This is a genomic window from Prevotella mikamonis, from assembly GCF_055381405.1.
Window position 1 is genome coordinate 644,670 of the sequence record NZ_AP035785.1, and the last position, 23,952, is coordinate 668,621.

The 23,952-nt window shown below is 41.5% G+C and carries 22 protein-coding genes; 15 read left to right on the forward strand and 7 right to left on the reverse strand.

The annotated features are described in order from the left end of the window. Positions 1-124: 124 nt before the first annotated feature. Positions 125-2,659 (reverse strand): ATP-dependent Clp protease ATP-binding subunit, encoded by a 2,535-nt coding sequence (locus tag ACZ42L_RS02795; protein WP_464716547.1) that lies wholly within the window; start codon positions 2,657-2,659, stop codon positions 125-127. Between the two features lie 776 nt (positions 2,660-3,435). Here ACZ42L_RS02795 and ACZ42L_RS02800 point away from each other — a divergent pair. The 10 genes from ACZ42L_RS02800 to rlmD all read left to right on the forward strand — a co-directional run bounded on the left by ACZ42L_RS02800 (position 3,436) and on the right by rlmD (position 11,375). Next, positions 3,436-4,875 carry a hypothetical protein gene (locus tag ACZ42L_RS02800; RefSeq protein ID WP_464716548.1) on the forward strand — a complete coding sequence of 480 codons (1,440 nt, stop codon included), beginning with the start codon at positions 3,436-3,438 and terminating at the stop codon, positions 4,873-4,875. A 548-nt stretch (positions 4,876-5,423) separates the two neighbouring features. Beyond that, positions 5,424-5,933: a DMP19 family protein gene (locus ACZ42L_RS02805; protein WP_464700567.1), complete on the forward strand. Its 510-nt coding sequence runs from the start codon at positions 5,424-5,426 to the stop codon at positions 5,931-5,933. A gap of 9 nt (positions 5,934-5,942) precedes the next feature. Further along, a complete protein-coding gene (gene smpB / locus ACZ42L_RS02810; protein WP_464700569.1) occupies positions 5,943-6,422 on the forward strand; it encodes an SsrA-binding protein SmpB in 480 nt (159 codons plus the stop codon). 132 nt (positions 6,423-6,554) lie between these two features. Further along, complete coding sequence (gene map / locus ACZ42L_RS02815) at positions 6,555-7,418, forward strand: type I methionyl aminopeptidase (protein WP_464700571.1); 864 nt, start codon at positions 6,555-6,557, stop codon at positions 7,416-7,418. Positions 7,419-7,429: 11 nt separating this feature from the next. Next, complete coding sequence (tsaD, locus tag ACZ42L_RS02820) at positions 7,430-8,464, forward strand: tRNA (adenosine(37)-N6)-threonylcarbamoyltransferase complex transferase subunit TsaD (protein ID WP_464700572.1); 1,035 nt, start codon at positions 7,430-7,432, stop codon at positions 8,462-8,464. A gap of 25 nt (positions 8,465-8,489) precedes the next feature. Next, positions 8,490-9,002 (forward strand): CinA family protein, encoded by a 513-nt coding sequence (locus ACZ42L_RS02825; protein ID WP_464716549.1) that lies wholly within the window; start codon positions 8,490-8,492, stop codon positions 9,000-9,002. 171 nt (positions 9,003-9,173) lie between these two features. Continuing rightward, complete coding sequence (gene rpmB / locus ACZ42L_RS02830; protein ID WP_036897551.1) at positions 9,174-9,437, forward strand: 50S ribosomal protein L28; 264 nt, start codon at positions 9,174-9,176, stop codon at positions 9,435-9,437. 5 nt (positions 9,438-9,442) lie between these two features. After that, on the forward strand, positions 9,443-9,631 hold the full coding sequence (gene rpmG / locus ACZ42L_RS02835; protein ID WP_464700576.1) for a 50S ribosomal protein L33: 189 nt from the start codon (positions 9,443-9,445) through the stop codon (positions 9,629-9,631). A 21-nt stretch (positions 9,632-9,652) separates the two neighbouring features. Further along, positions 9,653-9,811 carry a DUF4295 domain-containing protein gene (locus ACZ42L_RS02840; RefSeq protein ID WP_082721645.1) on the forward strand — a complete coding sequence of 53 codons (159 nt, stop codon included), beginning with the start codon at positions 9,653-9,655 and terminating at the stop codon, positions 9,809-9,811. 145 nt (positions 9,812-9,956) lie between these two features. After that, positions 9,957-11,375, forward strand: coding sequence for a 23S rRNA (uracil(1939)-C(5))-methyltransferase RlmD (gene rlmD / locus ACZ42L_RS02845; RefSeq protein ID WP_464716550.1), 1,419 nt, complete (start codon positions 9,957-9,959; stop codon positions 11,373-11,375). A gap of 112 nt (positions 11,376-11,487) precedes the next feature. Here rlmD and ACZ42L_RS02850 read toward each other — a convergent pair whose 3' ends face one another. Next, positions 11,488-12,357, reverse strand: coding sequence for a glycoside hydrolase family 25 protein (locus ACZ42L_RS02850; RefSeq protein WP_464716551.1), 870 nt, complete (start codon positions 12,355-12,357; stop codon positions 11,488-11,490). Between the two features lie 54 nt (positions 12,358-12,411). Further along, complete coding sequence (locus tag ACZ42L_RS02855; RefSeq protein WP_464716552.1) at positions 12,412-14,052, reverse strand: diphosphate--fructose-6-phosphate 1-phosphotransferase; 1,641 nt, start codon at positions 14,050-14,052, stop codon at positions 12,412-12,414. 203 nt (positions 14,053-14,255) lie between these two features. Here ACZ42L_RS02855 and ACZ42L_RS02860 point away from each other — a divergent pair, with 203 nt between their 5' ends. From ACZ42L_RS02860 to ACZ42L_RS02880, 5 genes are read left to right on the forward strand one after another with little or no spacing between them, the layout of a single operon-like run. Continuing rightward, positions 14,256-14,531, forward strand: coding sequence for a hypothetical protein (locus tag ACZ42L_RS02860; protein WP_464716553.1), 276 nt, complete (start codon positions 14,256-14,258; stop codon positions 14,529-14,531). A 20-nt stretch (positions 14,532-14,551) separates the two neighbouring features. Beyond that, entirely contained in the window at positions 14,552-15,097 is a 546-nt protein-coding gene (locus ACZ42L_RS02865; protein ID WP_464716554.1) for a 1-acyl-sn-glycerol-3-phosphate acyltransferase, read from the forward strand. Then, complete coding sequence (locus ACZ42L_RS02870; RefSeq protein WP_464716555.1) at positions 15,097-18,009, forward strand: golvesin C-terminal-like domain-containing protein; 2,913 nt, start codon at positions 15,097-15,099, stop codon at positions 18,007-18,009. Before ACZ42L_RS02865 ends, ACZ42L_RS02870 begins: the two co-directional genes overlap by 1 nt. 6 nt (positions 18,010-18,015) lie before the next feature. After that, a complete protein-coding gene (locus ACZ42L_RS02875) occupies positions 18,016-18,354 on the forward strand; it encodes a hypothetical protein (RefSeq protein ID WP_464700589.1) in 339 nt (112 codons plus the stop codon). Between the two features lie 52 nt (positions 18,355-18,406). After that, entirely contained in the window at positions 18,407-20,419 is a 2,013-nt protein-coding gene (locus ACZ42L_RS02880) for a YgiQ family radical SAM protein (protein WP_464700591.1), read from the forward strand. 30 nt (positions 20,420-20,449) lie between these two features. Here the strand turns inward: ACZ42L_RS02880 and ACZ42L_RS02885 are convergent, their stop codons facing one another. The 4 genes from ACZ42L_RS02885 to ACZ42L_RS02900 form a co-directional block, all read right to left on the reverse strand. After that, entirely contained in the window at positions 20,450-21,229 is a 780-nt protein-coding gene (locus tag ACZ42L_RS02885; RefSeq protein WP_464700592.1) for a DNA alkylation repair protein, read from the reverse strand. Between the two features lie 39 nt (positions 21,230-21,268). Continuing rightward, positions 21,269-21,667 carry an FKBP-type peptidyl-prolyl cis-trans isomerase gene (locus tag ACZ42L_RS02890; protein ID WP_464716556.1) on the reverse strand — a complete coding sequence of 133 codons (399 nt, stop codon included), beginning with the start codon at positions 21,665-21,667 and terminating at the stop codon, positions 21,269-21,271. A 144-nt stretch (positions 21,668-21,811) separates the two neighbouring features. Beyond that, entirely contained in the window at positions 21,812-23,524 is a 1,713-nt protein-coding gene (locus ACZ42L_RS02895; protein WP_464700596.1) for a hypothetical protein, read from the reverse strand. A gap of 22 nt (positions 23,525-23,546) precedes the next feature. Continuing rightward, complete coding sequence (locus ACZ42L_RS02900; protein ID WP_464716557.1) at positions 23,547-23,750, reverse strand: hypothetical protein; 204 nt, start codon at positions 23,748-23,750, stop codon at positions 23,547-23,549. Positions 23,751-23,952: the final 202 nt, after the last annotated feature.

The following is a 23,952-nucleotide window of genomic DNA, read 5'->3' on the forward strand; positions in this document are numbered from 1 at the left end:
ACAAATCCTTTAGTGTAATCCTTGTAGGAATATGAAAACCTATAAATCTATATATTTAGCTTATGGGTCGTAGGGGCGAATGTAATTCGCCCCTACGACTTGTCAACTCATAAACTCATAAAACCTACTTAAACGTAAGTTCCTCCCTGTTCGGGTTTTTCCCTACGTTGATAGTGTCGCCCAGTTGCAATTCTCCACTCAGTATGCGTTCGCATACACCATCTTCGATGTAGTTTTGTATTGCCCTCTTCAAAGGTCTGGCGCCAAACTGCACATCATAACCTTTTGTTGCGACAAATTCCTTTGCCTTGTCGGTGATTTGCAGATGATAACCTAACGCTTCTATTCTGCCGAACAAGCCTTTCAGTTCGATGTTGATAATCTGCTTGATAGCCTCCAGGTCTAATTGATCGAAGGTGATAATTTCATCCAGCCGGTTCAGGAATTCCGGTGCGAACTGCTTGCTCAGACTCTTTTGGATGATAGAGCGTGCATACTCTTTATCTTTTTCGTCTACGCTCAGGTTGCCAGTACCCGTCGCATTGAATCCCACACCACGTCCAAATTCCTTTAGCTGTCTTGTTCCTGCATTGGATGTCATGATGATGACCGTGTTGCGGAAATCTACCAGTCGGCCGTTTCCATCGGTCAATCTTCCTTCGTCTAATACTTGGAGTAACAGATTGAACACATTGCCGTGAGCCTTCTCTATCTCGTCGAGCAGTACGATGGAGTAGGGATGACGGCGCACCTGTTCTGTCAACTGGCCACCCTCTTCATATCCTACGTATCCCGGAGGTGCACCCACGAGTCTGGAAACATTGAAACTCTCCGTAAATTCGCTCATGTCGATGCGGATGAGTGCATCGGTAGAACCGAACATATATTCAGCCAACTTCTTGGCAAGATAAGTTTTGCCCACTCCGGTAGGTCCTAGGAACATGAAGACGCCGATAGGATGGTTAGGCTCTTTGAGTCCGACGCGGTTTCGCTGAATCGCTTTCACCATCTTATCTATGGCCGAATCTTGCGCTACGACGGCCGTTCTCAGTTCTTCTGCCATGTTTTTGAGCCTGATACCCTCAGCCTCAGCCATCTTTTGAACTGGTATTCCGGTCATCAGCGATACCACGTCGGCTATCTCTGTTTCTGTAACAGTCTGCCTGTCGGCATTCTCTCCGCTGGCCCATTGGTTGTTCAGTCTGTCAAGTTCGGCCTCCAGTTCTGTTTGCTTGTCACGATAACTGGCTGCCAGTTCGAAATTCTGATTCTTGACAGCATTTTGCTTCTTCTGTTTGACAAGTGCAATTTCTTTTTCTTTTGCTGTAATCTCCGGAGGTACTACGGCGTGCTGCAAATGGATACGTGCCCCAGCTTCATCAAGTGCGTCAATGGCTTTGTCGGGGAAGAATCTGTCTGTGATATATCGCTCTGTCAATTTGACACATGCTTTCAGTGCATCTTCCGTGTAATTTACCTGGTGATGCTGCTCATATCTGTCTTTGATGTTCTGCAAGATTTGCAACGTCTGCTCCTGATTTGTAGGTTCTACCAGTACCTTCTGAAAACGCCTTTCCAGGGCGCCGTCTTTCTCTATGCTGTTACGATACTCGTCCAGCGTCGTTGCGCCGATACACTGAATGACACCACGGGCCAATGCCGGCTTCATGATGTTGGCGGCATCCATGCTTCCGGGCGTGCTGCCTGCCCCTATGAGGGTATGAATCTCATCGATAAACACGATGATGTCAGGATTCTGTTCCAATTCTTTGAGCAATGCACGTATACGCTCTTCAAATTGTCCTCTGTATTTTGTGCCTGCCACGATGGCTGTCATATCCAGACTGACAACTCGGCGGTTAAATAGCATCGGACTCGTACGCCGATTTGTAATGAGCTGGGCCAACCCCTCTACAATGGCACTCTTACCCACACCGGGTTCTCCGATGAGGATGGGATTGTTCTTTTTTCGACGGCACAGAATCTCTGTAACACGCTGTATTTCAGTCTCTCTTCCTACTACCGGATCTAGCTTTCCTTCGGCTGCGGCTAGTGTAAGGTCGGTAGAGAAATTATCCAAGACAGGAGTCTTTGTACCGGGCGCTTTCTGTTGCATGGTAGACGTGTTCTGCTTTCTAGAAGACGACAAGATACGTTCGCTCTCTTCTTCCTCTTCGTCGCTCGAAAGCCCTATTCCGTTCCTTACGTTAGGCGTTTCTGTCTTTTGTGCCTGAAGCAGGGTCAGTGTGTCAGTATAGTTCATATTGTAAAACTCCAGTACCTCTTTGGCGCCGTTGTTTATCTGGTCATGTAGGATGGCCAGCAGCAGATGCTGTACGTCTACATTTTGGGTATGTTGCAGCCGTGCCTCTAATACTGCCAACTTGAGAATATTGCTGGCCTTTTCATTCAACACCAGCTCGCTCGTGACGATAGGTGTTCCTATCTCTTCTTCACGCACTCTCTGCTCCAAATCTGTCTTGATAGATTGGGTGTTGATTTGCAATCGTTGGAATATATGGGTGAGTGGGCTATCCTTCTCGCGCAACATGCCTAGTAATAGATGCTCCGGACCAACCGACCTGCTGGCCAGGCGCGAAGCTTCTTCTCTGCTAAATGCCAGTATTTCTGACACCCTGGGTGTAAACTGACTAGTCATATTATTGTCTCCTTTTACCTTAAAGTCTATATTTTGAAATCATTGTGGACAAGCATCTCCGTACAGTGTCTGCTCATCCTGTCTATGTTATGATTACAAATGTTATGCCAAAAATCAGACGTTGATTTTCTGCAGGGCCTTGGCAGTGATACTGCCTAGCCTTTGCAGCAATGCTGTCTGGCTCTTGCAGTGATGCTGTTGAGCCTTTGCAGTTTTTTGAGTTTATGAGTTTATAAGTTTATAAGTTTTTGAGTTTATGAGTTGTTCTCGCTATATTAATTTTTCCCCAAGTATGCAGCTCTAAGCAGGTCAATCCAGTGTTTCCGTTCCTGTATCATGATGGCAGCAAAATATATCATCAAAACCTCACAAGCAATCATTTTCGTAATGGTCATTACCGTAATTACATTTTCTTTATTTAGAGACAAGCCCTTTCCATAATATGAACAAGAAAGGCTGGAGCCAAATCCCTTGCTTTTCAGAAAGAAAGTATTATCTTTGTCGAAAAATAAAGCCACATGTGAACACTATTTCATTGGCCCTTGCCATTGTGATACCATGTTACAATGAGGTAGGGATGATTCCCGTCACTGTCTTCACCCCGCAAAAACGGATGATGACATACACGCCATCCATGCTTGTTTCTTCGGGTACGTACAGTCAGGCTGGATCTCCATCATCCTGTTACTCTGGTTCATCGGCGAGTACACCAGGAAGATGTACATTGAGGTGAAGGGTGAGCCGCACTACAATATTGAACAGATATTGGAATAAAAATGAAGTCAAATATCAATCTGAAAATTCTCCCACTACTTGCCTTGCTTGCCCTACAGACACAATACGTCTATGGCTTCTGCATATCAAGTCTCTTTCCACCTATCTACGACTGCGACCAAGGGTTCTTTGAGGCCATAGGACGGGAATGGGCCAACGGCTACATCCCCTATCTTGACACTTGGGACAGCAAGGGACCAATTATCTTTTTCTTCAATATGCTAGGCTACAAGATGGGCGGGAAAAGTGTCTTGTTCTGGATAAATGTTATCAACCTGTTCCTATGCCTCACCTGTTTCTATGTCTTTCTACGTCGAAGACTATCGGCCGCATGGACCATAGCGGGAATTTTCCTGTCCCTGTTCACCTATGTTGTGGCGAGCGAAGGCGGCAACCAGGTGTCTGATTACTCGCTGCTCCTCTGCACACTTTCAGCCCTTGTATTTTATCATTGGACGGAGGAATGGGAGAAAACAGACGATGCGAGCCATCCGTGGCACTATGCTGCCATCTATGGACTGTTCTTTTCGGCAAGTCTGTTGTCACGCCTCTCCAATGCCGTATGGCTCTGTCTTGCAATGCTGATTGTTGCTGTTATGCTGGTTAGGCAGGCACGCTGGAGAAACCTCGGCCTCAATACTTTGGGCTTCATTTTAGGCTTTGCCGTACTCTTCGTCCCGTTCTCACTTTACTTTGCCTACCATGGAGCTTTCGGTGAGATGTGGTATGCCATGTTTACCTACAACCTGGAATATGCGTCTGGAACGTTCTTCGAACACTTTACTGACCTCAAAGTATTCATCAACAGCCTGTTCCATTATGCCCCAGTATGGCTGCTGCTCGGCGTCTCACTGCTGAATCTGTTATTCACTCACTCTCATCGCAAGCAAAGCATTTCCCTGATTATCATCTCTGCGGGGACGTTATTCATACTCTACAAGGGCTACAGCTTCCCACAATACGGACTAATAGAGATTCCACTGACATGCCTTTCCATGGTAGGGGCAAGCAGGGTGTTCTCCATAAATAGATTTACGAAAGTCAGCCTCTTGACCATAATGATCGTTCCCTGTATTGGTTTTATCAAATACACATTAGTGTACAGAGGGTATGTCCTGCATCGTAAGGCTCCTTTCATGCAGATTCTTTCTGGTCTGCCACCATCATATAAGGTGTCATTCGTTGGGTATAACTGTAAGCCTGATGTCTATATGTGGTTGGGTATCCACCCCTATTACCGTTTCTTCGTAGTACAGGATTGGGCTATTAGCTGTGGAAAGACGTTGTTGCCCAAAGTCCGTAGTACTTTCAGGGAAGGCGATGTGGAGTGGATTCTGGTGTATGACTATGCAACATGCGCCATCAAGGACATCCTTGACAGCAGATACAGGGTAATCAGGCAGGACAAGACAAATGGCTTCCTGCTGTTCAAAAGAAAGTGAACGGACAGGCAAAGAATCCCTGAAAATGAAGAAAAATCGAAGTTTGAGCAAACTTAATTGATAACGAACAAAAAATGAGATAATCTGCATAAAAACAGCTTTGTTCGTAAAAGGCATGAATGTGCGGATGTGAGCAGAAGTTCTGTTACTAAACTGTTACCCGATTTTGTCGTAGGTCACGATAGGGGGATGTATCATCTGCCCACTATACGCTTACTTGTAAGATATTCCAATCAACATTGTAAGGACGTGGCATGCCGCGTCCGCGGGAGAAAAAAATGGTTGATGTGGAGTATCTCATCCTCCTAAATTTTATATATTACGCAATAAAAATGGAGGGTGGGTAGAAACGGAGTATATTTCGTTTCATCACCAAGAAGCATTCGTTATCAGCAGAGAAAATCAAGGAAATCTACAAACAAAAGTTGGCTGATATTGATGTCACTAAGATTGATGCAGGTTGCTATTTGTGAAAATCTAGGCGTATTGAGGATGCTAAACCAGAAGTTTTATTTAACTTTGCAAATAAATCATACAATTAGATAGAAATGAAAGAGGTCACTATACAAGACAGCCAGCTGCGTGAAGCTGCCGAAAAAGGAATGGATGCGTTTGTGTCTGTTTTTGTCAATGCAATTATGGAAGCTATTGGAGGCGAGTTGACTGCAAATAACATAGGTGAGCTGAATAGCGATCAGATAACACTGCTGGCCTATCACTATTTACACAATGAGGTAATGGATGGCGGCTTTGTGCAATTGATTCATAACGGGTATGGTAGTTTTATGTATCATAATCCTACGGCAAGGGCCTTTCGTGAATGGGGAATGGTAGACTTGTACAGGATATTGAACAAGAGCCATAAAGTTTACCAGAAACACCATGAGGAGATAGAGGCGGATTGTACAGACGATGAATTCATGGCATTGTTTGAACGGTTTGATGAATTTGATCAGTTCGACGATGCGTTTGTAGAAAACGAGGAACAGTTTACGGCAATGGTGGCAGCCTATATTGATGACCATATAACTAATTTTGCCACAATAGTGCAGGAATAAGGAGAACGGATGGGAAACGATAATAAGGATTCTAAAAAAAAGAATTCCGTACAAATACGAAACAAGAAGGCTTCCTTTGAATATTTCTTCATGGAAACCTATACGGCAGGTATTGTACTGACTGGAACTGAGATAAAGTCAATACGATTGGGAAAGGCATCGCTTGTAGATGCTTTCTGCTATATTCATGATGGAGAAATCTGGGTAAAAGGGATGAATATCAGTACTTACTTCTATGGCTCGTATAGTAATCATGAGGCTAAGCGCGATCGAAAGCTGCTGCTCAACAAGCGAGAGATTTATAAATTGACGGAAGCTACGAAGCAGGTAGGATATACCATTGTTCCGACGTTGATGTTTATAGATGAGCATGGCAGGGCGAAAGTCAATATCGCTTTAGCCAAAGGTAAGAAGGAGTTTGATAAGCGACAGACTTTGAAAGAGAAGGAAGACCGTCGCGAAATGGATAGGGCCATCAAGCGCTTTTAGGATGGAGATACGTGAGATTGTAAAGGGATAATACCGATACAATAGTTCCGCGAATGAAATAAATAAATGAGACTAATCAAAGGGTATTGGCAGTTTTTTATTACCTTTGTCTTTGATTTAATTATAGAAGTAATGATGCTTAAGAGGAAAAAGAGATGGCATTGCATACCCGGTGAACCTATTACAGAACTGGATAAGCAGGTGATGTATTGGGAGAACAAGGGGAAGGAAGTGCCAACTCGTGAGTTGATAAAGACTCCGGAACAGATAGAGGGTATTCGCAAGAGCGGTGTTGTCAACACTGGGGTATTGGATGAAGTTGCAAGACAGATTCATGCCGGAATGAATACTCAGGAAATTGATGATATATGTATGGCATATTGTAAGGAGCATAATGCCATTCCTGCATGCCTGAATTATGAAGGCTATCCTAAGAGTGTGTGTACAAGTATCAACGAGGTGGTGTGTCACGGGATACCAAAGACAACTGATGTGTTGCAAGAAGGCGACATCATCAATGTGGACATGACTACAATCGTAGATGGATATTATGCAGACGCATCCAGAATGTTTATCATAGGCAAGACGACACCAGAAAAGGAGCAGTTGGTAAGAGTTGCTAAGGAATGTCTGGAAATAGGAGCAGAAGCTGCCAAGCCATATAGTTTTGTGGGAGATATAGGCCATGCTATCCAAAAACATGCTGAGAAATATCATTATGGGGTGGTGAAAGACCTCTGCGGGCATGGGGTAGGGCTGGAGTTTCACGAGCAGCCAGACGTGGTACATTATGGCCATAAGGGGACTGGAATGTTGCTTGTACCCGGTATGGTGTTTACCATAGAGCCAATGATAAACATGGGAACATGGAAAGTGTTTATTGATGCTGAAGATGAATATGGATGGGAAGTCATCACAGGAGATGAACTGCCGTCGGCACAATGGGAACATACATTTGTAATGACGGAGCATGGTGTTGAGATCTTAACTTACTAAAGGTAAAAGAGATGGATACAGATAAGGATATATATATATTAGGTATAGAGAGCAGCTGCGACGATACATCGGCCGCGGTCTTGCGAAATGATGTCCTACTCAGCAATGTGACGGCATCGCAGGAGGTGCATAAGGCGTATGGGGGAGTAGTGCCGGAATTGGCTTCCAGGGCGCATTTGCAAAATGTGGTGCCTGTGATACAGCAAGCTATAGAGCGTGCGGGTATCACAAAGGAGCAGCTCAGTGCGATAGCATTTACCAGAGGTCCTGGCCTGATGGGCTCGTTGCTCGTTGGAGTTAGTTTTGCAAAGGGATTTGCTCGTTCCCTCAACATTCCGTTGGTAGACGTGAATCACTTGCAAGGTCATGTGTTGGCTCATTTTATTCGTGAAGACGAGAATGATTTTCATCAGCCTCCTTTCCCATATCTATGCTTGTTGGTATCTGGTGGAAATTCACAGATTGTGAAGGTGAATGGCTATAATGACATGGAGGTATTGGGGCAGACGATTGATGATGCTGCCGGTGAGGCAATAGATAAATGTTCTAAGGTAATGGGGCTCGGTTATCCCGGTGGTCCGATTATTGACAGATTGGCTAGGCAGGGAAATCCGCATGCCTACCATTTTGCAGAACCAAATATCCCTGGAATGGATTACAGTTTTTCGGGATTGAAAACCTCGTTCTTGTATAATCTGAGAAAGTGGATAGAAGAAGAACCGGACTTTGTAGAGAATCACAAAGAAGATATTGCAGCCAGTCTGGAGTATACCATTGTGGATATTCTGATGAAGAAACTCAGAAAGGCTGTGAAGGAGACTCATATTACCCATGTTGCTGTTGCAGGTGGTGTGAGTGCAAACAATGGATTGAGGAACGCATTCCACGAGCATGCTGAGAAATATGGATGGACCATTTATATTCCTAAATTCAGTTATACCACAGATAATGCGGCCATGATAGGTATTACCGGATATTACAAATATCTGGATAAGGAATTTTGCTCTATTGATAAGCCTGCATTCTCTAAAGTCACATTTAAATAAACAAAGATTAAATCCAATTTTATTCATGGAATTAGAAAGTAAAGTGCTGAGTAGAGAGATACAGCAATATTTATATGATAACGGTAAAACCCTTTGTACGGCAGAGAGTTGTACGGGCGGTCGGATTGCAGAAGCAATCATTGCTGTGCCTGGAGCAAGTAATTATTTTAAAGGTGGGATTATCAGTTATACCAATGAAGTCAAAATCAATTTGCTTCATGTAGATGCTCAGATACTGGAAGAAAAAACAGCTGTTTGTGAAGAGGTTGCTGTTCAGATGGTCAAAGGGGCATGTGAGGCTTTGAGTTGCGATTATGCCATCTCGGCTACAGGCGTTGCCGGACCAGGTGGTGGTACAGCGGAGATTCCGGTAGGCACTATTTGGATTGGTTATGGTGCTAAGGACGATGTACGTACTTTTAAGCTGGAAGAAGATTTTGGTAGGGATATCAATTTGGCCATTGCAACTAATAAGGCATTGCATCTTTTCTTAGATTATTGTAAGGAGCATATTGAAAAAGAGTCTGCGAGGGGTTAAGAAAACATGGGAATAGAGTTGAGAAACTATGACAATAAAGCTAAATTAAATAAAAAAGCTTAAATGGATAGATTCTTTACTCGAATACTTTGGATATTCGCAAAATATTTGTAATTTTGCACCCTGTTTGGAATAAGTATCAAAAACGAAATCAAAAATTAAAAGATAGCAATGTCTAAGATTTGTCAGATTACAGGAAAGAAGGCACAGTTAGGTTGTAATGTGTCTCACTCAAAGCATCGTACAAAGAGAAGCTTTGACGTTAACCTTTTCAGCAAAAAATTCTACTATGTAGAAGAGGATTGTTGGATTAGTCTTAAAATCAGTGCTGCAGGTCTTCGCCTCATTAATAAAGTAGGTTTGGACTCTGCTTTGAAAATGGCTGTATCTAAAGGATACTGCGACTGGAAGGACATTAAAGTTATAGGAGAATAATTATCATGGCAAAGAAAGCTAAAGGCAATAGAGTTCAGGTCGTTCTTGAATGCACTGAAATGAAAAATAGCGGTCTTCCAGGAACTAGCCGTTATGTAACCACAAAGAATCGCAAGAACACCCCAGAGCGTCTTGAATTGATGAAGTATAATCCTATCATGAAGAAGGTTACTCTTCATAAGGAAATTAAGTAACAATTAATTAGCTAAGATAATATGGCAAAGAAAGCGGTCGCTACCCTCCACGAAGGTTCTACGGATGGTCGTGCATATTCAAAAGTTATCAAGATGGTAAGAAGCCCGAAGACTGGCGCTTACATGTTTGATGAGCGTATGGTTCCTAATGAGGCTGTTAAAGACTTCTTTAAGAAATAATTAGATAGAATTCTATGTTGATATATGGAGGTTGTCATGAAAGTTGACAACCTCTATTTTTTTGCAGGCTACTGAGTAATTACTGCGTTCTTTACGTGTAATTTACCTATTTCTTTGTACCTTTGCAACTATCCAAAAAATCATTATGAGTAGAAAATCAAAACCCTTTCCTAAGTTTGAGAATGTAAGAATAGAGTCTGTTGCAGCAGAAGGAAAATGTATAGCTCACGTAGATGACTTGGTTATATTTGTTCCTTTCTGTGTACCAGGTGATATTGTGGATATACAGATTGTTAAGAAAAAGCATCATTACTGCGAAGGTAGGGTAGAGCGTTTCGTGGAATTGAGTAAGGTTAGAACTTCACCTAAATGTCCTCATTTTGGTATTTGTGGAGGATGCAAATGGCAAATACTGCCATACGAAAAGCAGCTTGAGGCAAAACAGCAGCAAGTGTATGATCAATTATCACGTATAGGCAAAGTTGAATTGCCTGAATTTAATCAGATATTAGGTTCGGTTGAAATTTTTGAGTATCGCAATAAGTTGGAATTCGGTTGTTCTAATAAGCGTTATTTGACCAGCGAAGAAATTGGCAGCGGTACTGTATATGACAATATGAATGCAATTGGGTTTCATGTAAATGGTGCTTTTGATAAGATTTATCCTATAGAGAAATGCGTATTGATGGATGACTTTCACAATACGATAAGGAATGAAATTTATTCTTATAGTATAGCACATCACATCTCATTTTATGATATCAAGGCGCAAACAGGGCTCTTACGTGATATTATGATTAGAAATTCTAATCTTCAAGAATGGATGATACTGGTGCAATTCCACTTCAGCAATGAGGGGGATGAAGCTGTAGCATTAGGATTAATGGAATTTATCAAGCAGCGTTTTCCTGAAATAACTTCCTTATTGTATGTAGATAACCAGAAAGGTAATGATACTTTTGGTGACTTAGATTTGACATTGTATAGTGGTAGAGATTATATCTATGAACAAATGGAAAATCTGAAGTTTAAAGTAGGACCTAAGAGTTTCTATCAGACGAATACGGAGCAAGCGTTTCATTTGTATTCAGTTGCACGTGATTTTGCAGGATTGACAGGCAATGAACTTGTATACGATTTGTATACAGGAACAGGAACGATAGCTAATTTTGTTGCAAGAAAGGCAAAAAAAGTTGTTGGTATCGAATATGTTCCTGAGGCTATTGAAGATGCCAAGAACAATAGTAATATTAATCAGATTGATAATACTGTTTTTTATGCAGGGGATATGAAGAATCTCTTGACGGAAGATTTTGTAAATGAAAATGGTAAACCAGATGTAATTATCACTGATCCGCCCAGAGCAGGTATGCACGAGGATGTGGTTAAGGTTATTCTGGATACTGCACCTAAACGGATAGTTTATGTAAGTTGTAATCCAGCAACGCAAGCTCGTGATCTTTCTCTACTGGATATAGACTATCGTGTTAAGGCTATTCAGCCTGTTGACATGTTTCCGCATACTCCTCATGTAGAGAATGTTGTGCTGCTTGAGCGACGATAAAGATATTCATTTGTGATTATCATTTTAATATAGAACATGCTATGCCTTTATTGATAAAGCCAATTTTTAACATAATCGGCATTATGATAAATAAACTTATTGCTATTACACTCTACCACTCATCATTGCCGATAGTTAGCTTTTTAAGGTCATAGAATGAGCCATTGTATATATTGAAGTCTACGTAACCCTTTATTCCGGGGAGTCTACCGGCATCTGTATGCTGCCAGAATTTCCATGCACCTTTATATTCTACTTTGTCTACATAATAATGAGCAATCCAATATGGATAATCTTCAAATACGGGTGCATTGAGATAAGCTTCCTTGAACTTATAATATGTATATATGATTGGTTTCACATGATATCTGTCTTCAACAATATGCAGCCAAGTTAAGATATCTTGTTGGAAGTCTTCAATGCTCTGATTTTTAGGCTTCTTTTCAACATCTAGCACAGGTGGTAAATCGCCATCTAATAGATTAACCTTCTTGAGAAAGAAATTAGCTTGTTCACGAGCTGTTGATTTGACGCTCCAGAAATGATATGCCCCTCGCAGAAATCCATATTCACGTGCATGATTGAAGTTCTCTTCGAAGTTTTCGTCAATTTCTGAAGCTCCTTCTGTCGACTTTATTATGATAAATCGGAGTGGACAGCCTTCAATCATTGCATTTTGTAGCTTGTCCCAATTAATTTTACCTTGATAGTGTGATATGTCTATCCCATGAATTTCATATCCAGAAGGATAACGGGTGTCACCATATAAAGCTCTCCATCTGAAGCCCGTAGGTCCTACAAAAAAATAATAGAAAATCCATACATATATAAAGACAATACCTATTCCCCCAAACCAATAAGCACGTTTGGGCAATATACGAAGAAATGAAAAAGAATGTTGTTTTCTTCGTTTTACCCCCCTATTTTGTCTGCGATTCGGGTATGTAGATGGCTTTCTTTGTGTAGATGTTCTTTTATTCATAAAAAGATTGGGTAGAGACGCACTTCCCTACCCAATGATTTTTATATACATTTTTTATTTTTGTTCTAAAACAAGTGTCTTAGTTGTTTGATCACATACTTCAGATGGTCCCCAATACTGAATTGGTCCTGGATAGATGTAGCAAGTTTCTTTTGCCCATTCGTCGCGTTTTGCTGCAAAGAATTTGAAGGGTTTACTTTCCAGTTCTACCAATGCTTTACGAATTACAGGCTTCATCTCACCATTGCGTCTTTCCATGTTCATCATCATGGTAATTGGCACACCACCAGCTTTCCAGTTGTCTGTCTTGTCTGTAGTATTCTTTACGATTGCCATATAACCAGTCTTGCCATTTGCGATAAGCAAAGCTGCACTTGTACCGAGTGCATAGCAATAGTCTGCATCGAAGTTGGAAGGAGCAGCACAACGACCCTCGTAGCCAAAGAAGTGGTGTAATGGAGAGAATTTACCCTCGTATTTGCCTTCTTTCTTCCACTGATTCAATTTGTCGCTAACCATCTCAGAAACAAGTTTCTCGGTTTCTATCAATGATACTTGAACATTTCCATGAGGGTCACGATCCAGGCTTAATTGTCTTGCAACACCTTCGGGCAGAGTTTCGAATGTAGCCCTATTAGCATCGCTCAAATGAGAAAGGATATATTCTCTCTGGGCAGCCTTATCCAAGTCTTTGTAATCATCACCGTGAGCGGCCAAGAGATCGTTGAGTTCTTGAATCAGACGGCCAATAGCAGGGATGAACTCAATCAGTCCTTCTGGAATCAGAACGACGCCGAAGTTCTGGCCTTGAGCAGCTCTGGAAGCTACTGCTGAGGCTATTTGCTCAACAATATCGTTCAGAGTTTGGTCTTTTGCTTCAACTTCTTCTGAAATTAAGCAAATATTAGGTTGTGTCTGCAAAGCACATTCAAGAGCTATATGAGATGCTGAACGTCCCATCAATTTAATGAAATGCCAGTATTTACGGGCTGAGTTGCAGTCACGTTCAATGTTACCAATAAGCTCGCTATAAGTCTTTGTTGCAGTGTCAAATCCAAATGAAGTTTCAATCTGTTCATTCTTCAGATCGCCGTCGATAGTCTTAGGACAACCGATTACCTGAACACCATACTTCTTTGCAGCATAGTATTCTGCAAGAACGCAAGCGTTAGTATTAGAGTCGTCACCGCCAATGATAACAATTGCCTTAATATTCAATTCGCGAATAACCTCTAGTCCCTTTTCGAATTGTTCTTCCTTCTCTAGCTTTGTACGGCCTGAACCAATCATGTCAAAACCACCTGTGTTTCTATACCCATCAAGGAACTCAGGAGTGATTTCTATATAGTTGTGGTCAACCAAGCCTCCAGGTCCCATGAGGAAACCGTATAGGCGATTATTTGGATTCAGATTCTTTACAGCGTCAAACAAACCGCTAATGACATTGTGACCGCCAGGAGCTTGTCCACCACTGAGAATGATACCTACATTCATTTCTAATGCGTTTTTCTCGTCACCGGGAACAAATTCTACGAGAGGCATTCCGTAGGTGTTGGGGAACAACTTCTTGATTTCTTCCTGATTGTCTACACTTTGGGTAGGTTCTCCTTCTTTAATCTTAACTGCACCTTGAAGAGCTTTAGGCAACTTGGGCTGATACGCAGCTCTTTCTTTCTGCAATGCACTAATTTCCATAGTTAACAATAAATATTTATTTAAGTGATATTGAATATCGTTTATCACTGCAAAAATAACGCTTTTAATTGAGATGATAAAGGATTTTATCGACAAATGATGCAATTAAAACATTTTGTGCTCCATATAACTTGACGTTTCCATTTTTTTTTCTACCTTTGGCATATAACAACACATGATACGTATTTCTAACAAGAAAAATTATGGCAAACAAACGAGTTCTTAAACGTACAATCAACTACATCTGCAGTGATTTATTCTCAGAGTGCATAGCTGCATCTTTGTATAATGGACATCATGTCAATCGTGACAATTTAGATGCTTTGCTGTCATCGATTATAGTTATTCATAGCGACTATATTCGAAGAATCTCTCATGTAGAGCCTGGAATGAAAAGTAAAGCCTACTTCAAGTCTCTGATTAGAGATTTCAATAAGCAAATAGATGAAGTAATCGACCAAATTAATAATCTCGGTTAAATTACTCTACGATATTCCAAATGTTTAGAAAAATTTGTAATTGGTATCTATACTCATATTTGGGGTGGAAGAAGAATATAACTGTTGAACATCCAGACAAGTATATTCTCTGTTTAGCCCCTCATACCAGTAATTGGGATTTCTTCTTAGGGCAAATTTATTCTCGTGCAGAGGGTCTTAAAATCAATTTCTTAATGAAAAAAGAATGGTTTTTCTGGCCTTTAGGGAGATTGTTTAAAAGTCTTGGAGGAATCCCGGTATGGCGTGATAAGCATTCTAGTATGACGGATAATTTAGCAAAGACTGCTATCGACTCCGATCAATTTAAATTGTGTATAACTCCTGAAGGTACGCGCTCTTATAATCCTGATTGGAAGAAAGGATTCTATTTTATTGCGTTGAAAGCTGGTATTCCTATCTTGCTTTATGGAGTAGATTACCAGAAGAAACTAATAGAGTGTACTAAGCTCTTTATTCCTACAGGAGATTTTGAAAAGGATATTATAGAGATTAAACAGTATTTCTCTTCTTTCGTTGGAAAATATCCACAGAAGTTTGGTTATTGATGAATAAGAAAATAGTTTTGTTGATAGCTTGTTGCATGTTGTTTTTTAGCGGATATTCCCAAGAAACAACCCAATTGAACATGTCTATCAATAATAGGCTATATGGATATTTTGGAGATATTGCCAGTTATGACAATAATAAGAATTATGTGTCGACAATATCTGTGGATTATCAAACCAAATCACTTATAGTTACTCTAAGGAATGTATATGCCCAATTGGATGTAACGCCCAAACAGGTAGATAAAACATATAAACTCATCAAGAAAGAGCTTCCACGGACATTAAAAGATTATACTCTTAGAATTCTTGTCAACAATATGCCCATAGAGTATTTGCCTAAGGGCAGTAAAGTTTCTGATAAAGATTCTAGAAATATGTGGGGACATATCACGTATGATGGTACTCCGTGGGTATTAGATGTCACAAAACCCAGTGAACCCTATCATGGACTTTATAACAGACATATTTCTGTTTGGGCCAGTCATGGCAGGTATTTTAATAACGAAAAACAGCAGTGGGAATGGCAACGTCCCAATTTATTTGGTACTACAGAGGATTTATTTACTCAGACGATAGTGGTCCCCTATCTCATTCCTATGTTGCAAAATGCCGGTGCGGTGGTGTTTACTCCCAGAGAGCGCGATTGGCAGACAAGAGAATACATTGTTGATAATGATGATGTAAATCCCGGCATTCGCTATCTGGAGGTGAATGTCAAGCATGATTGGGAGACTGCTCCAGATAAAGGTTTTGCATCGCGTACCGGTTTTTATGCCGATGGTGAGAATCCATTTGTGGCCGGGACTGCAAAAATGGCCAAGGCAACTAAGAGTAAAAAGCACTTTTCACTATTGTCATATCAGCCACATATTCAAGAGTCGGGTAAGTATGCTGTATATGTATCTTACAAGACGTTGCCGAATAGTATTCCCGATGCTCAATATACAGTGTATCATCAGGGTAGAAAAACCGTGTTTCATGTCAACCAGACAATGGGAGGTGGAACATGGGTGTATTTGGGAACTTTTGATTTTGATGCAGGATGCACAGAAGAAAATCGGGTTGTCCTCACCAATCAGTCTGAAAAGCGTGGTGTTGTAACATCCGATGCTGTTCGATTCGGTGGTGGTATGGGAAATATACGCCGAGGTAGTTCTGTAAGTGGGCTTCCTAGAGCTTTGGAGGGAGCTAGGTATTATGCGCAGTGGGCAGGTGTTCCCTACTCTATTTACAGTAGTAAGAATGGCCAAGACGATTATAGCGACGATATTAATGTGCGTTCCTATATGACGAACTGGTTGGCAGGAGGCTCTTGTTATGTTCCTACGAAAGAAGGCTTGAATGTTCCAATTGAGTTGAGTTTGGCTGTACATAGTGATGCAGGCTTCGAACCCGATGGTAAATCTCTTACCGGTTCTCTTGCAATCTGCACGACAAATTTTAATGATGGGAAACTTTCGTCAGGTGTAAGTCGACTCCTTTCCAAGGATTTTGCAAAGTCTCTGCTCGATGGACTGAGTAGAGATCTCTCTGCTGCTATTGGCAATCGGTGGGCTATCCGATATTTATGGGATCGCAATTATTCGGAAACACGAAATCCGGAAGTCCCTTCTGCCATATTGGAAATGTTGTCCCATCAGAGTTTTCCTGATATGATATTGGGCCAAGACCCTCTGTTTAAATTCGCATTGGCTCGTTCTGTCTATAAGACCATACTGAGATTTATCAACGATAATCATGGGTGTCCGAGTATTGTACAGCCATTAGCTCCGCAGCATTTTAATATTCGGATATTGGATGCTACACATGTCCGTTTATCGTGGTCGCCTGCAACCGATTCATTAGAGCCTACTGCTGCCCCAACCTCCTTTAATGTTTATCAAGCTGTCGAGGGGCATGGGTTTGACAATGGAACGAGCGTCAAAACAAATTCTTGTGTAATAGAGGTTGTACCTGGTGTACAATATAATTTCAAGGTAACAGCCGTTAATAGTGGAGGTGAGAGCTTCTCCACTCCTGTATTGTCCGGATTGATTGCAGGTCCGGATAAGAAGACTATATTGGTTGTCGATCATTTTGATCGGTTGTCTGCTCCATCAGTGATAGATGATGGTATTCGCCAGGGATTCGACTTAAAAGATGATCCTGGTGTGCAAAGAGGATTATATGCAGGTTGGAATGGATTGCAGCATGATTTTGACCGCTCAATGATGGGAAAGGAAGGCCCTGGAGGCTTAGGGTATGGTGGTAATGAATTGGCAGGCCATTTCGTTGCCGGCAATAACTTTAATCATGTAGTTGCCCATGCTGCGTCTATAGCAATGGCCCATCGGTATAATATCGTGAGTACTACAGCCTCAGCAGTAGAATCTGGAATGGTAAATCTCTCAGATTATGATATAGTCGATCTTGTAAATGGACTTCAGAAACATACATCCCATGCTCTGAAAGATTATAAGATATTCTCACCTAAGTGGCAACAATTACTAACTGCATTTACCCAAAAACCACATGTAGGCTTGATAGTGAGCGGTAGTTATATTGGTAGCGATAGCCGTTCGATGACGGATAGTCTGTTTTTGTCACGCGTTTTAAAACTTCAGTATGAGCGTTCCAATACGGAGTCTGGCGACTCTGTTGTATCAGGGCTGAATAATCGAATGGAGATTTATAGAACTATGAATCCGATACATTATGCGGCTACGTCCACAGATGTACTGCTGCCTGCACCAGGCTCTTCATTCTCAGCTATGTTATATGGAGATGGGACGAGTGCGAGTGTTGCATACAAGGGACCAGACTATCATTGTATTACGTTGGGATTTCCATTTGAATGTATTAAGTCTAAAACACAACAGGGACTTATCATGCAAGGACTCCTACAATTTGTTGATAAAAACCTAAAATGAATAAGTATGTATAAAATCCAAGCAAACCAATCTGGTACACGGAGTATTGAGATTAGCGAGACTCATTTGGCTACGCTCGATAAGTATCAGCTTCTTCGTAATTTAGTAGATAGCAACGGTATTATAGACGAAACCGTGCTAGATAAACTTAAATTTAATGTGAGAGCTATTTTAGAGACGGAAACCGGCCAAGATAAGGAGTTGCTCGACTTGTGCCTTGATGTTATCTATAATAGCAATATGAAGGCTGTTGGTCTGCACAATCTGGTCTTATTATATGTAGATTGGAAAGACAAGAAAAGTGAGACTAAAACCAATATAGATTCCTTGACCGTAACAGATTAATCGAAAAAAATTGGCTGAAAAGAGTACTATACATAACAAACAAGGCTATACGATGCCTGAATTAACGGATTTTCTACCCACTACGAAGAAGGAATGTCTTCTGCGAGGATGGGATGAATTGGACATCATCCTGTTTTCCGGCGATGCTTATGTAGACCATCCCTCATTTGGCGTAGCAGTTATAGGTCGCACTTTAGAGGCTGCCGGCTATCGTGTAGCAATTGTTCCCCAACCGGATTGGCATGGAGACTTTCGGGATTTTAAGAAACTTGGGCGTCCAAGGCTTTTCTTTGGAGTTTCTCCGGGATGTATGGATTCTATGGTCAATAAGTATACTGCTAACAGGCGTCTACGGTCTGTTGATGAGTATAGTCCTGATGGTCGGCATGATTGCCGACCGGAATATCCCACGATAGTCTATTCCCAGATATTGAAACAACTATATCCTGATGTGCCGGTCGTATTGGGAGGCATCGAAGCATCCATGCGCCGATTGACCCATTATGATTACTGGCAGGACCGATTGCGTAAGTGTATTCTCTGTGATAGTGGTGCAGACTTATTATTATATGGTGCCGGTGTAAAGTCTATTCTACAGCTTTGCGACGACTTGAATAACGGATTGTCTATCCGGCAGATTCATTCGATACCTCAGACTGCATATTTAAGCAAGGAAAAAGATATTCCTGAAGGTATTACCGACGAGGACATCATATTGCATTCACATGAAGAGTGTTTGAGCAACAAGAAGGCTGAAGCGGAGAATTACAGACACATAGAGGAAGAATCTAATCGTATTTATGCCAAACGGCTGCTGCAAGAGGTTGACCATCAGTATGTTGTTGTAAATCCCCCCTATCCTACATTGACGACAGAGGAGCTGGATGCTACCTTTGATTTGCCCTATACCCGACTTCCACATCCCAAATACAGAGGCAAGAAGATTCCTGCGTATGAGATGATTAAGTTTTCGGTAAATATGCACCAGGGGTGTTTTGGTGGTTGCTCTTTTTGTACCATATCGGCCCATCAAGGGAAATTCGTGGTATGCCGGTCCAAGGAGAGTATTCTCAATGAGGTGAAGCATATCACCCAAATGCCCGACTTCAAAGGATATTTATCTGATTTAGGAGGGCCTTCGGCCAATATGTACGGAATGAAAGGACGCAACAGAAAGGCCTGTGAGCATTGTGTCCGCCCTTCGTGTATCCATCCTCAGGTATGCCCTAATTTGAATACCGACCATAGTCAGTTGCTTGAAATCTATCATGCTGTGGATGCGTTACCCGGCATTAAGAAAAGTTTTATTGGCAGTGGTGTGCGTTACGACCTTCTGCTGCATCGTAGCAAAGACGAACATGTCAATGAGACGACAAAGGAATATACACATGAACTGATAACCAAGCATGTCAGTGGTCGATTGAAAGTAGCTCCTGAACATACGAGTGACAATGTACTTCACTTAATGCGTAAACCTTCTTTTGCCCAATTCTATGAGTTCAAGAGAATCTTTGACCGCATAAACCGAGAGGAAAATTTAAGGCAACAGATTATACCATATTTTATTAGTAGCCATCCGGGATGTAAAGAAGAGGATATGGCAGACCTCGCCATCAAGACGAAGGACTTGGACTTTCATCTAGAGCAAGTGCAAGACTTCACCCCTACCCCTATGACGATTTCTACTGAAACTTGGTATACGGGATATGACCCATATACGCTCGAACCTATTTTCAGTGCCAAGACTCCGAAAGAGAAATTGGCGCAACGCCAGTTCTTCTTTTGGTATAAACCTGAAGAGCGGAGAAATATAGAAAAGGAATTGCTGCGTATCGGACGTCCGGAATTGATTAAACGGCTTTATCCCAATGGAAGTGCAGTTTCAAAGAACTCTTTTAAAAAGGATGTGAGATATAGTGACCGCCCGGTTGGTAGTGGGTATGAAAACCATGCCGTCGATAAATCTTCCGGTAGGAAGCACAAATCCTTTCGTCCTTCAGATGATTATAAACGAAGCAATACGCCGCCAGTTTGGAAGACCAAAGGGAATCGACGACCTAGATAAGGTGATAATATGAGATTGCTGTGTGCTATCTTATCTTCTCAGCCACATTTGGCGTTCGGTTTCCGGTAATTTCTCTATGGCGTAGCGCAACATCGTGCGTGGCATCTCATGTACGTGTTGTTCCAGAAACGATCGCAATAATTCTATATTGTTGTTCTTTCCCATTTCACGAAGCATCCAGCCTATGGCTTTGTGCATTAAGTCGTGTGGGTGGTGTAGGTTTCTCTCTGCATATCGAAGGCAATACGAGGGCTCTCCATGGCGGTTGGTCATCCATGTACAGACTATGTTGATGCGCTGAAGCCAGAGACATTTGCTGTCTGCCAATTGGTCAAGTATTCTCAGCTTGTAGTCTGTATTCAGCCCCGCAGTTCTATCAGTACTTCCAAGTAATGTAGGCAGAAGCAGCCAATAGCCCAGAATCTTCGGAGCGGATAAATCGACAAGATCCCAGTTATTAGCTTGATGGGCATGTTCAAGATAGAAGTTTACAATCAGGTCACGTTCTTCTATAGCTTTGGCGTCATATAGCAGCTTCTTTTTCGAAAACTTTTCAAACTTTGATACCAGAATGAGGAAGCCGCAAAGCCTGACTTCATGCCATTTGCAACACAGCAGTGTCTGCACTTCATGCAGTGGCAAATCTTTTACCTCTTTGGCTATTCTGCGTGTCTGCGGAACTCTCAGACCAAGGAACTCGTCCCCTTCACCATATTCCTCTTTACCAGTCTTAAAGAATCGCATCAATATCTGGCGTTGCTTCATGTCTGCAAGCGACTCCATGTAGCCGATAATCTCTGCTGAGTTCATATCAGAAATATAAATATAAATTGGATTGCGTTACATCTATTATGCTATATTTAATAATTCAATTTCAAAAACGAGTGTCGAACCTCCTGGGATTCCAGGTTGCGAGAACTTGCCATATCCCATTTCGGCAGGGATATAGATTTCCCATTTATCGCCGATATGCATCTGTTGTATGGCGACTATCCAACCTTCGATGAGGTCGCAGAGCCTACAAGCCAATGGCGCACCGCCACGGCTGCTGTCAAACTTCTTGCCATTAATAGTCCAACCAGTATAGTGAGCCGTAATGATGCTCCTGATTGTAGGTTTGGGGCTGTCCTGATTTCCCTCGGTTAATATCTTATAATATATGCCTTTGGGCAATGCCTTTACGTCAGCCTCTTCGGCTTTTGCTGCCAACCAATTCTTGTTGGCTAGTATATAATCTCTTTTTGCCATATCTGTTATAGAGTTTAATGGGAGTGCTGTAAATGGAAGATGCAGGATATTTACAATGGTGTACAATCAAAAGAGGATATATCTCTATGATGACATACCCTCTTTTAATGAATTGCTTCTGGTTATTCTATAGAATCGCGCATGCTATTTGTATCTGATGAAAGCGCGGGCGGTACAAGGATTTCCAGGACTCTGAGTATATAGCGTAGAATTAAAGTTTATTTGATTCCTATACGTTGTGCCATTATTCACGGCTGTACTCCATTGTGTCCATGTATGGAATACGTGGTTATCTCCTTTTAGGCTTGTTGCAGTAGAGGAGTACCATCTTTGAGTTGGCACTGTTCCCCCTGCTTGGATAAATGCTTCTCGCTGCAATCCTTGGCCATACCATGGAAGTATATGCCCCTGATCATACGCTTGAGTGATATTATCTGCTGTTATGTTGGAATATCCAATATTATTATAGAATAAAACTATTTCACCAAGACTTGGCAAATACCAACGGTGAGACCCTTCGCCCATACCATTGGTTAAAGTAATTCCCTTCGCTTGTAGTTGGTTTGCCCACCATGTTGCAGCAGAGTACATTGCTTTGAATGCAGTATTATTACCACGAACTTGACCTGAAGCGCTATTGTCAGCACTCCATGTTTCGTCAAAACCATTATAGACACCTACAACATCTTGAATATTGGCATAAACAGTTTTTGCATCTGTTCCAGGGCCTGAGGTTGCCCATTTCATATTAACAGGTTCTTCTTCTAGAGCTACAGCTATTTTCTGAACAGGATCTATCACCAATGCAATAGGTGTACGGCTTCCTTTGTTTTTCAAATAATCGGTTGTACCATCTTGGAAAAGATATTTGAATAACCGATTTAACTTCAGCTGTATAATATATGAACCATTTGCGGCCAAATCCTGAGTAATGAGTTTGATGCTTTTATTTGCTAATGATTTCTTATACATCTCGCCACTTTTGAAAGTCAGGGTAAGACTATTGGCGTTAGTAGATGGTAGAAAATATTGATAGTCTCTTGCGTTAGAGACTGTAGCTTCATCTGTATAGGTTAGGCTGCCAGTACCTTCAGTATTATCTTTTCCTGTAAGAGGGTCCCCTTTTGATGTTGCCGGGAAATGTTGTGCAATTTCCGTAGGCAGGTTTCCTTTTGTATAATTCCAGGTATTATCGGCTACACGATATGTGCCAATCATCGGGATTTCTTCAGTATTACTCAGTTTCGCGTCAGTTAGAGTGAAATTCATTAAAGCTTTCAATTGCACAACAATGCGAGAACCGACATGTTTCGCATCGAGAGATAAATTGAAAGGTGAACCGGCTATTATCGTCTGATTTTTTGTAACAGCCAGACGAGCTGTTGCGGCATTTTCATGCTTGGCAATAAGTTCTGAACCGTCGGTAGAAGCTGTGATACCATTGTTATAGGCAACAAAATCGTATGTACCAGGTCCTAGCTTGAATTCATTGTCTGGTGTAAATGTAGCTCCGTTGACAGTACCTGTTGTCTTTTTCACCAACTGTCCATTTTGATAAGCAGCAAGGGTATAGGTTGAAGAAGTTGGTGTCTCACCGGCACGTGTTGTAACATCTCTTACGCGTTCGATATGCACTTCAGCCTCTAAGTCATCTCCTAAAGTAATGACGGTGTCTTTGCTTAATTGGGTAGTGCGGAGCATGACATCAGTATAACCCGGTTGGGTGATAGTAATGCTGCCGATGCTGGGTTTTGGTTGTGTATTCTGTATTTCATCGCTGTTACATGCCACGAATACTAATGACATAAACATAAGGGTAAATCTCCCCTTTACTGCGCTAATATGTATATATTTCATCTATCTAATATTTTTATAAAAGCTAATCTCCGAGGTCAAGTTCTCCTTCACCATTATTAGGTGTAACTGTCACATCTGGATTCCAATCGTCCGGCCTAACTGTCGAATTAATATCATTCTCACTGTCACTAAGAAGATTTCCATTCTCAACCACATATATTTTGATGGATGGTGGCCTATAAAGGGGCCTGGCTATCTCTCTTACTAACCTGTTTGGTTTTCTCATATATGTAATAATTAAAAACGTTTACTATTATTTTTGATAATCGAGGGGTATTTTGTTGCAAAGTAAATCAATAAAATCGGGAAAACTCGCTATTGCTTCTGTATCATGTGAATTTTAATTAGAATTAACGAAATTAGTATTGTGGGCGGATTCCATACGCATGTGTAAAATTATGCAATTCGTTTCTTGTTCCCTGCTCTTG